The 7857-nt window shown below is 40.0% G+C and carries 11 protein-coding genes; 1 reads left to right on the top strand and 10 read right to left on the bottom strand.

What is annotated here, in order from left to right; translation table 11 throughout:
- Positions 1-217: 217 nt before the first annotated feature.
- The 10 genes from HGG78_RS18085 to HGG78_RS18040 all read right to left on the bottom strand — a co-directional run bounded on the left by HGG78_RS18085 (position 218) and on the right by HGG78_RS18040 (position 7170).
- Positions 218-601: a hypothetical protein gene (locus tag HGG78_RS18085; RefSeq protein WP_172533735.1), complete on the bottom strand. Its 384-nt coding sequence runs from the start codon at positions 599-601 to the stop codon at positions 218-220.
- A gap of 887 nt (positions 602-1488) precedes the next feature.
- Positions 1489-2847 (bottom strand): zonular occludens toxin domain-containing protein, encoded by a 1359-nt coding sequence (locus HGG78_RS18080; protein ID WP_172533734.1) that lies wholly within the window; start codon positions 2845-2847, stop codon positions 1489-1491.
- A gap of 2 nt (positions 2848-2849) precedes the next feature.
- Positions 2850-3194, bottom strand: coding sequence for a DUF2523 family protein (locus HGG78_RS18075; protein ID WP_172533733.1), 345 nt, complete (start codon positions 3192-3194; stop codon positions 2850-2852).
- Positions 3195-3205: 11 nt separating this feature from the next.
- Positions 3206-4486, bottom strand: a complete 1281-nt coding sequence (locus HGG78_RS18070; RefSeq protein WP_172533732.1) for a hypothetical protein — start codon at positions 4484-4486, stop codon at positions 3206-3208.
- A gap of 130 nt (positions 4487-4616) precedes the next feature.
- Positions 4617-4838 carry a hypothetical protein gene (locus tag HGG78_RS18065; RefSeq protein WP_172533731.1) on the bottom strand — a complete coding sequence of 74 codons (222 nt, stop codon included), beginning with the start codon at positions 4836-4838 and terminating at the stop codon, positions 4617-4619.
- Positions 4839-4863: 25 nt separating this feature from the next.
- Positions 4864-5094: a hypothetical protein gene (locus tag HGG78_RS18060; protein WP_172533730.1), complete on the bottom strand. Its 231-nt coding sequence runs from the start codon at positions 5092-5094 to the stop codon at positions 4864-4866.
- Positions 5094-5459 carry a DUF1293 family protein gene (locus HGG78_RS18055; protein WP_088728848.1) on the bottom strand — a complete coding sequence of 122 codons (366 nt, stop codon included), beginning with the start codon at positions 5457-5459 and terminating at the stop codon, positions 5094-5096. Before HGG78_RS18055 ends, HGG78_RS18060 begins: the two co-directional genes overlap by 1 nt.
- 6 nt (positions 5460-5465) lie before the next feature.
- Positions 5466-6752: a replication initiation factor domain-containing protein gene (locus HGG78_RS18050; RefSeq protein WP_254068257.1), complete on the bottom strand. Its 1287-nt coding sequence runs from the start codon at positions 6750-6752 to the stop codon at positions 5466-5468.
- Positions 6749-6946: a hypothetical protein gene (locus tag HGG78_RS18045; RefSeq protein WP_172533729.1), complete on the bottom strand. Its 198-nt coding sequence runs from the start codon at positions 6944-6946 to the stop codon at positions 6749-6751. Before HGG78_RS18045 ends, HGG78_RS18050 begins: the two co-directional genes overlap by 4 nt.
- Positions 6947-6948: 2 nt before the next feature.
- Positions 6949-7170, bottom strand: coding sequence for a hypothetical protein (locus HGG78_RS18040; RefSeq protein WP_172533728.1), 222 nt, complete (start codon positions 7168-7170; stop codon positions 6949-6951).
- 121 nt (positions 7171-7291) lie between these two features.
- Between HGG78_RS18040 and HGG78_RS18035 the strand changes: the two genes are divergently transcribed.
- Complete coding sequence (locus HGG78_RS18035; protein WP_172533727.1) at positions 7292-7660, top strand: DUF3693 domain-containing protein; 369 nt, start codon at positions 7292-7294, stop codon at positions 7658-7660.
- The last annotated feature ends 197 nt before the right edge of the window (positions 7661-7857 follow it).

Below are 7857 nucleotides of genomic sequence, written 5' to 3'. Positions count from 1 at the left end.
TTAAAGGAAAGACGTTATTTAGACCGCAGTTTGATAGCTTTATTAAACATATTAGTTACAAAAAAAACAAAAGATACTCGAAGAAATAGAGCTGCTGAGTTACAAAATTTTAAATATTTGGTAGTTTCATATAGTTAGTCATCGGGGGATACTAACAAGCCTTTGCTTGCTAAACCTAAGAGCCGCCTTCGGGCGGTTTTTTTCTTTATGAGCAAAGTCATAAAGTCGGTTCTATTTTAGAGCGTTTTTTGACTTTAACTGCTGTTCGATTCCCTCGATTGTAAAGCACTAGCCCTATGATTTGTAAAAAAAACATCGAAAAATATATGTACCTCATTGAATTGTCAGTATCTACAAATAACATATTGCTCAGTATTGATGTATCTTTTGGGCCAATGATCATAAGCAAGGTTTGTGGTGAAAACAGAGTCAAATTAAGTAGATTTGAAACGAGTGCAGCAAGTGCATAAGAATCACGATGTTTGTATACGGAAACAGCAAAAAGACCAGACAGTCCTGAGATAAAAATTCCCGCAAACGGCGTAATTAAACCTAAGACCGCCAGTATTACAGCCACAAGCCCTAAAGCAGTACCTTTCATAAAATCACCCTTACTTGTTTTGTTGCATATTACTACAAAAGAATAATGAAAAAACACCGCTAAGCCTGATAGTTAGGTGGAAAGTACCCCCGTAGTACAAGACGGGGGTTCTCGTTCGCTCTCGCTCCTCCTCCTCAGTCTTCGTCGTCGTGCGCGTTCTCTCACGAGCAATAAAGATCCTAATTAATGTCAAAAGATCATAATTAAACTAAGTAAAAGCATTGAGTCACAAGAAACAAAATCGCTTCGCTCAGTGTCGCGCACTAGGGCGCGAGGTAGCAACAAGAGACTAGCAATCAGTCTCGACACTCGACTGATTGAATGTTGATTGTTCAGTGGGTTGCAGTAGCAAAACGCCCCACTGATGACGCGAGGCTCTGCGAGGGCATATTCTGGCAGGAAGGAGAAGTGGCAGCATGCCGAAAAGCATGGGCAGTTACTAACCGCGCCGATTGAATCTAGAGAACTACTAACCCGAAACGGGCGGCTTGGTGCAGCGCTTGCACTACGTGCATTGCTTATATCTGCGATGCTCAGAATAGTAAGCGCTTGAATAATGCAAAAGCGCCTAAAGGGCGCAATGAATATTTTTGACGCAAATGTTAAATAATTAATATGCGCAATTTTAAGAGTGATAATTAAGATCCTTTATATTAGTAAAGGTGTTTAACAAAGTTGCTTAAAATAAAGCACAGGAACGAACATAAAATGCAAGATGTAATTACGTGTAATTAATAATTTATTATTGCAATTCAAATCACAACATTAAAATGTCAAGACTTGTAATTATATTATTTTTAATTACTTAAAATAATATATAAACGCCATATTCCGTCCTCCTCCTCCTTAGTCTTCGTCGTCGTGCGTCCGTCATATTTGGCTATAAGCTAAAATAATGAATTTAACTTTACCTCAGCTCGCTCAATATTTGGAGCATCTAATGAGCGCGGTTTGCAAAATACGTTTAGATTCATGTTGTCTTTTGTCAGCTTGAGCAAGCAATCGTCATAGTGAGCGTATTTGATATCGTTGGCCGCGAGAAACGTATCATCAAAATAGTACGTTCCCTCGGGTGTTTTGGCTTCGAGCGTAATAAAGAACTTGAAACCGTTTGGCCCTCTCTTTGTTGTATGCCCCGTGTAGTACAAGTTTTGAATATCATACAAGCCAAGCATTGAGCGAAGCAGCTCTAAACGATGAGATGAATTAATGGCACCAGTATCAGGCGAATTGCCGTTCCCACCAGTAGGTAAAACAGGATTGCCTTTGCTATCCGTTTTAACGGTTGTGTTAGATGCTTCAGAAACGACAGATTGAGCCGTGTTCGTTTGCGTGTTCGTATCTTCCTGAGAAGAACCAAAAACCAGACCGGATAAACCATATAAAAAATATCCTATGCAGCCCACACCCAAAAGCGTAGCGAGTAATATACGAGGATTTTTAAACAGTACGTTTAAAGCACCAGATTGACGGGCGACCCCTGTAGCGGTTGACTTATAAAGTAAGAAAGCATCAAGCGGTATCTTTTCAGTCGTTAAATTTGGATCTTTACCTTTAGGGATAGCGGGCGTTGATGCGTTTTTGGCGTGCTTATAAATGTAGGGTTTGCGTTTAGCCCAGAAAAATTGATCACGCCCTTTGTGGAAAAAGCATTGTTCAGACGGGGCGCGAATGGCCGAATCAATTTGACCCCAATCAGGAGAAAGCAACTCGATATCCCAATTGTATTTTCGATGACGTTGGAATCCTTCATTAAACGTAAATGGGTAAATAATTCGGCCTTGTTCGTCATATTCTGCTTGTCCGCGGTCGTCTATCTCGGAAGCATCGAGCTTTGTCATATCCGCAGGCGTATAACGAGAGTTAAAGAATGACTCGTAATCTTCTGGTAGGTTCGGCAAGAAATCGGATAGGGGACGATAGACAATTTTCTCCATACGAAAGCCGACATTCTTAGAGAAAATATCCTGGCATTCATCGATGACAATCAATGCACCAATTGGACACCAACAAAAGAAATGACGCCAAAGCTCAATGCCTTTTTCATCACGACTAAAGATGCGAATTAGCCGAGCAGTAGACGGGAACTCGATACCAAAACGCTTTTGGATGACGTCTAGAGGTTGCATCCCTTCGATGTTAGTCACAACAACACGACCCGCCTTTAAAGCTTGGAAGATCACAAAGTATGACACATAAGAAGATTTGTAAGAGCCATTCGCGCCCGTTCGTATGGTGATGGCCATGATTAAGCCCTCATCATTTTCATGACAAAAGCCGTAGCCAAACCGTTAAAAAAGATGCTTAAAGCTTGAGGAATTTTAAACGCGAAGGCATAGAAACGAAGTTCGTCAGGCATGGCGTTAAACGTGGACGAAATAAGTTGCGTGAAACCGATATCTTCAAGAAGGTACTGTGCGACTTTATACGAATAGGCAAGGTATATAAGCATCCCTTTAAATTTTAAGTAAACAAACTTAGCATCAATATAGGCGGATAGCTCTGCAAAATAGCTTGGGATGTTCCAAATGAAATCAATGATGGTCTGAAAGAAATCACCGATAGATTGAAATAAAATCAGAATGTATTCCATGTGACCTCCAACTAATCAAGAATAATACGAATGGCACAAACCGCAGCAAAAAACAGAATGACCGCAGAAATTAAACCAGAGTTATCTAATAAAGCGGGTAACACCCCCGATTTAAAATTATTACGTTGACCATTAGCAAACTCAAAATCCAAAGAATGTTCTTTATATTGGCCGCTCTCCAAATTGGATAAATCAAGGCTGAAGAGTTTTCTAAACTCGACCATTTGACGGTCGTACTCTTCTTTTAAATCTTGAGTTTCATTAATTACCGATTCAATAAGTGAATCATCGTATAAGCCTGTTTGTGTGAAATCGATTTTTCCCTCGAAATTACGAGGGGTAAAGCTGCCAATAGAAAGCGCATCATTCAGTTTTTCAATGCCCGTTCCTAGAGAATCAAGACCGCTTTTTATTTCACCTGTTTGTGAATTGATAGCATTAATAACATTAGTGTTATCGCCACCCGCACTAATATTGTTAATTGCTGATACTATTGCATTTTTATTTGATTCAGCTTTTAAGTTAGAGAGGTTGGATTCGTTCCTAATAGTACTTTGAATGTTACTTGCAGCCCCATAAATAGAGCCATGTAACCCACCAATGTTACCGTTAATATCATCAAACTTTTGAGTGTAATCGATAGGGGAACCAACAGAGTTAGACAATGCGTGAATATCATCAGCCATTGAGTCCATACTATTATCCATATTAATTAAACGACTTCCCAAAGCTGAAAAACCTTGATCTATTTGACGTACACTACCATTCATTAAAATAGCAGCATTATTAACAGAATTATTGGTTGATTCCATGAAAGACTTGAAATTATCCAGTTTTCGTTCGAAAGTTTCCATACCTGAAGTTAATTGATTTATTTTATTTAAATGTGTAGCAGTAAAAACAGAGGCATCATCAGGACTAGAGCCAGTATAAGTGGGGATCAAATCCGTTACAGGCGGCTCAGGGATGTCTGGGTATTCACCACCAGAAACGATACCATCTGAATCGGGGCAAGTTGAACCATCGGTAATAAAATCAGAGGTGCAAGTGTCTGCATCAATAAAACATACCGCCACATTCTTAGGTAAAGATTTGCAGCCATTAGCACAGATATAAGGACGATCCCCATATTTTGACCAGACCCAATTAACGGAAGTATTCACAAGACCAGTCGGACATTCGATTGCGGAAGAAGAAGTCAAAGTAGGAGAAGCGGCAAAAGAGGTGACGGAGTACAGGAACGCGAGCATTAAAGTCAAAATGATAAGAGTGGTATTGATTGCGCTACGCATAACGACCCCCTAGAAAAAGAACGCCCCCGATTAGGAGGCGTTGATACCTGTATAGAACCCGTAGATAAACGCTCCACCCATAGAAAGAGCAAAAAGAATGGTTATAGCGTTCGATACAAGTTCTACCATGTTACTTCATTGCACCGACAATCATGCGCAGACCGAAACCGATAGCCGCCAAACCAATAAGACCGACAACAACAAGCCCATAGTTTGATTGGCCGGAAGTGACAGCAGCATTAATCGCTTCTGGAACACCATCCACAGCAAAAGAACTTGCTGAAGCCATAGCCGCAGATGCACCAGCCACTACTTTTAGTGCGTGTTTTTTCATGACGTTGATAATTTTCATAGGTATTACTCCGTTAACTTAATGATTAGCCTCGACCGAGACCTTTAACAATTCGACCCAATACATGACCAGAAACAAGAGACAATAATAAATATCCTGTCACATCCGCATATAATTGAGAGTCGATATTTAACGAACCTTCCAAGCTTGTTTCTAAGCCTTCAAGCTCAGAAGGCGTTAATATGACGTAAGTACAATCAAACCCTTGAGGGGCAAGCATCAAATAGCCGTTGTATTGTATTACGCAGTTAGACATTATTTAATTAAACCACACGCTTTAAAGTGGGCTTTAATTTCTTCATCCACTGGAATTAATTTTGTGACGATAGAACCCGAAAGGGGATCATCCATATTTAAACCTAAATCCACTTCATACTCACGGCGTGGAACTAAAGCGCCAACACGCTCAAGCTCAAGAGCATAATTAAAGTCAATGATAAGAGGTTGGTCATATTTGGATACTTCACCCGATTCACCAACAGTACGACGAGTCATTTTAAACTTGTCATTATCAATATTAAGCGGCTTTAAAGGACGTGAAATATTAAGCTGTGCAAATTCACCTTTAAAATCGTTTTTGAAAAATGAAATGCCTAATACAAAGATTGATGGACGTGACATAGTAATTTACTCCAAAGCGTTAATTAATTTTTGGTGCATAGAGGGATAAGTTAATAACGTATCGTCCCTAACCAATGTGGTAACAACCTTTTCAAAGTTGCCTTCATAAAGTTCAAGCAATGAATTCACCAAACGGCCATATTGACGCTTAGCCCAGAACGAAGCCGCCAATACATCACAGGCCACTCGTTTTTTAGATTTGGTTTTCGTTATGACAGGAGTGATATCTTCCGAGATAAGGGAAGCGGCATAGGCATTAAGTGCCACAAAGCCACCCACTGGATTTAATAAAATATCGGTATCCCATTTTTTCAATTCAACTTCTGAGCGATACCACGAAAAATCCTCAGCCGTGATATTGCGCTCTAATTTCTTGTTATATACACGCCAGTAAACACGAGACTGACGAGAGCCGAAGTTACGTTCTTCACGTGAAAAGAGTTTGTTTCCTTGTTCGTCCCAATCCCATTCGTCACCATTGGAGACTTTAGGACTGAAACCACGAGAACGCTTAAACCCACCAAGACGCGACACATTTTCCGCAGCTTCGCAGGTATGCAAACCGTCATAATCATCAAAGGCTAAATCAATACGAGCTAGATGCTTGCAACATAAAACCGTAGAAATCCAATGATGAAGGAAACGACAAGAACGACTGGCAAATAAATGCTTGCAACCGTGACCAGTGATTTGGAAATGCACTGTGTCATTATTTCCGCCAATACCGACTTGGCCGCAATAGTCATCCCCATACTCAGAGGTTAAAACAAATGAATCATCGTAGAACTGGAAGCCTTTACCACGTGGTGAGCCATAGTTAAAACCAAGCACGTATTGGATAAAGCGTCTTAGCGTTTCTTGTAGATACTCCATCGTCACTTCACGGAAATAACGGTTATAAGCTTCGATATCTTCAAAGGTCTTAGCCGTATGGTGTGAGAACTGTGGAGGCTCAGGAAAATGAATACCAGAGTAGGGCGCGTCCTTTTTGCAATGGCGTAAATCAGCAAGTTTGACGGTAAAACAGAGGTAATCGACAATCACAGGTGATTGCTCGTAATCCTCAATAAACGTGTATTCGTTGACGGTATGGTTAACAAACTCAGGGCGTAGACCAGCTTTTTTAGGACGGTAAACGTAATCCGATTGGATTTTGTGACCTTGTGACTTTTTACCAAAGACTTGCACATCATCCATATTCAGTTGATTCAACATGCCAGAGCCACACGAAGGACAACAACAAGTGATGGGTGATTCGTAGTTAGTACCGCAATCCATACACGCGAATTTCATAATTGAATCCCCATGATGGTTAGACGTTCGTCGCGAGTGGTGTTTGTGATATCAACCAGTTTGTAATACAAGCCCTCAGAATTGAGGTAGCTAACAAGGCCAGAATAAGAGCTGAAATAATCCCATTCACCGAACATGTAGACAGATACGGAGTTGTCAGGCATTAAGTCGTAATAGATTTTTTCAGCGGCCATGATTAACAAACCTCAACGATTTGAGCTAAAGGCCATGAATGCTTGAAGGTATCAAGAACAGCTTGGGCGTGAGCAGTTGGAATGAATGCTGCACATGAAATATTTGATGTAATTTCAAGTGACTGAGATGCAGAGATTACAGACAAGTAGCGAGGCAAAACACCAGATGTAACTTTGATAATGCAGTTAGAGCCGAGCTTTGAATGTTTAACTTGAATTGACATAACAACCACCAAATACGATAAATTACGTATAGTTAATACGAGATTTTACGAATTGACAATACGATAAATTTTGAATTAATGAGCTAGAATCAAGATAAATGAGACAGGTGGGAAATTGAAAATGTACACACAACAACTCATCGATGCCTATAAACAGCAGATGAAATACGTCCAATACAAGCAAGTTGCAGCAGATTTAGATATAAGCCAGCAAATGTTAACAGACGTAAGAAAAGGCAGAACGTATCTAAAAGAAAATCAGATACTTATGATGGCTGATATTATTGGTGAAGATAAAGAAAAGGCTTTAATAGGCTTAGCGATGGATAAAGCGAAAAGCTACGAAGCGCAGGAGTTATGGAGCAGCATTGCAAAAAAGTTTAATGGGCTAGGATTAAGAACAATATCAATGGGTTGCGGAGCATTGGCGTTAGCGATTAGCACGCCAAAAGAAGCCATACTACAGTGCGCATTATATGTGTTATGTTAAATAAATCGGGTTTTTAGTTAAGTTCATAAGTAGATCTATTTCAATCACTTACCCTGCTTTCCAATCACTTGCCTATTGTGAGTTATAGGTCTACGCTAACTTCATGTGTTGGTGTTTCTAGGTTTTTGTTAGGTTCATAAGAGTATGCATATTTAACAGTATTCTGATTGTTTTTTATACACATCTGACGCTGCCGA

Source organism: Vibrio aestuarianus (assembly GCF_012395185.1).
Classification (GTDB): domain Bacteria; phylum Pseudomonadota; class Gammaproteobacteria; order Enterobacterales; family Vibrionaceae; genus Vibrio; species Vibrio aestuarianus.
The sequence above is the reverse complement of the archived record's forward strand: the minus strand, read 5'-3'. Positions and strand labels throughout refer to the sequence as shown.

What these genes read in the sequence shown, in the direction of transcription:
- HGG78_RS18085 (WP_172533735.1), bottom strand. Translation starts at nt 601, where the DNA reads ATGAAAGGTACTGCTTTAGGGCTTGTGGCTGTAATACTGGCGGTCTTA.
- HGG78_RS18080 (WP_172533734.1), bottom strand. Translation starts at nt 2,847, where the DNA reads ATGGCCATCACCATACGAACGGGCGCGAATGGCTCTTACAAATCTTCT.
- HGG78_RS18075 (WP_172533733.1), bottom strand. Translation starts at nt 3,194, where the DNA reads ATGGAATACATTCTGATTTTATTTCAATCTATCGGTGATTTCTTTCAG.
- HGG78_RS18070 (WP_172533732.1), bottom strand. Translation starts at nt 4,486, where the DNA reads ATGCGTAGCGCAATCAATACCACTCTTATCATTTTGACTTTAATGCTC.
- HGG78_RS18065 (WP_172533731.1), bottom strand. Translation starts at nt 4,838, where the DNA reads ATGAAAATTATCAACGTCATGAAAAAACACGCACTAAAAGTAGTGGCT.
- HGG78_RS18060 (WP_172533730.1), bottom strand. Translation starts at nt 5,094, where the DNA reads ATGTCTAACTGCGTAATACAATACAACGGCTATTTGATGCTTGCCCCT.
- HGG78_RS18055 (WP_088728848.1), bottom strand. Translation starts at nt 5,459, where the DNA reads ATGTCACGTCCATCAATCTTTGTATTAGGCATTTCATTTTTCAAAAAC.
- HGG78_RS18050 (WP_254068257.1), bottom strand. Translation starts at nt 6,752, where the DNA reads ATGAAATTCGCGTGTATGGATTGCGGTACTAACTACGAATCACCCATC.
- HGG78_RS18045 (WP_172533729.1), bottom strand. Translation starts at nt 6,946, where the DNA reads ATGGCCGCTGAAAAAATCTATTACGACTTAATGCCTGACAACTCCGTA.
- HGG78_RS18040 (WP_172533728.1), bottom strand. Translation starts at nt 7,170, where the DNA reads ATGTCAATTCAAGTTAAACATTCAAAGCTCGGCTCTAACTGCATTATC.
- HGG78_RS18035 (WP_172533727.1), top strand. Translation starts at nt 7,292, where the DNA reads ATGTACACACAACAACTCATCGATGCCTATAAACAGCAGATGAAATAC.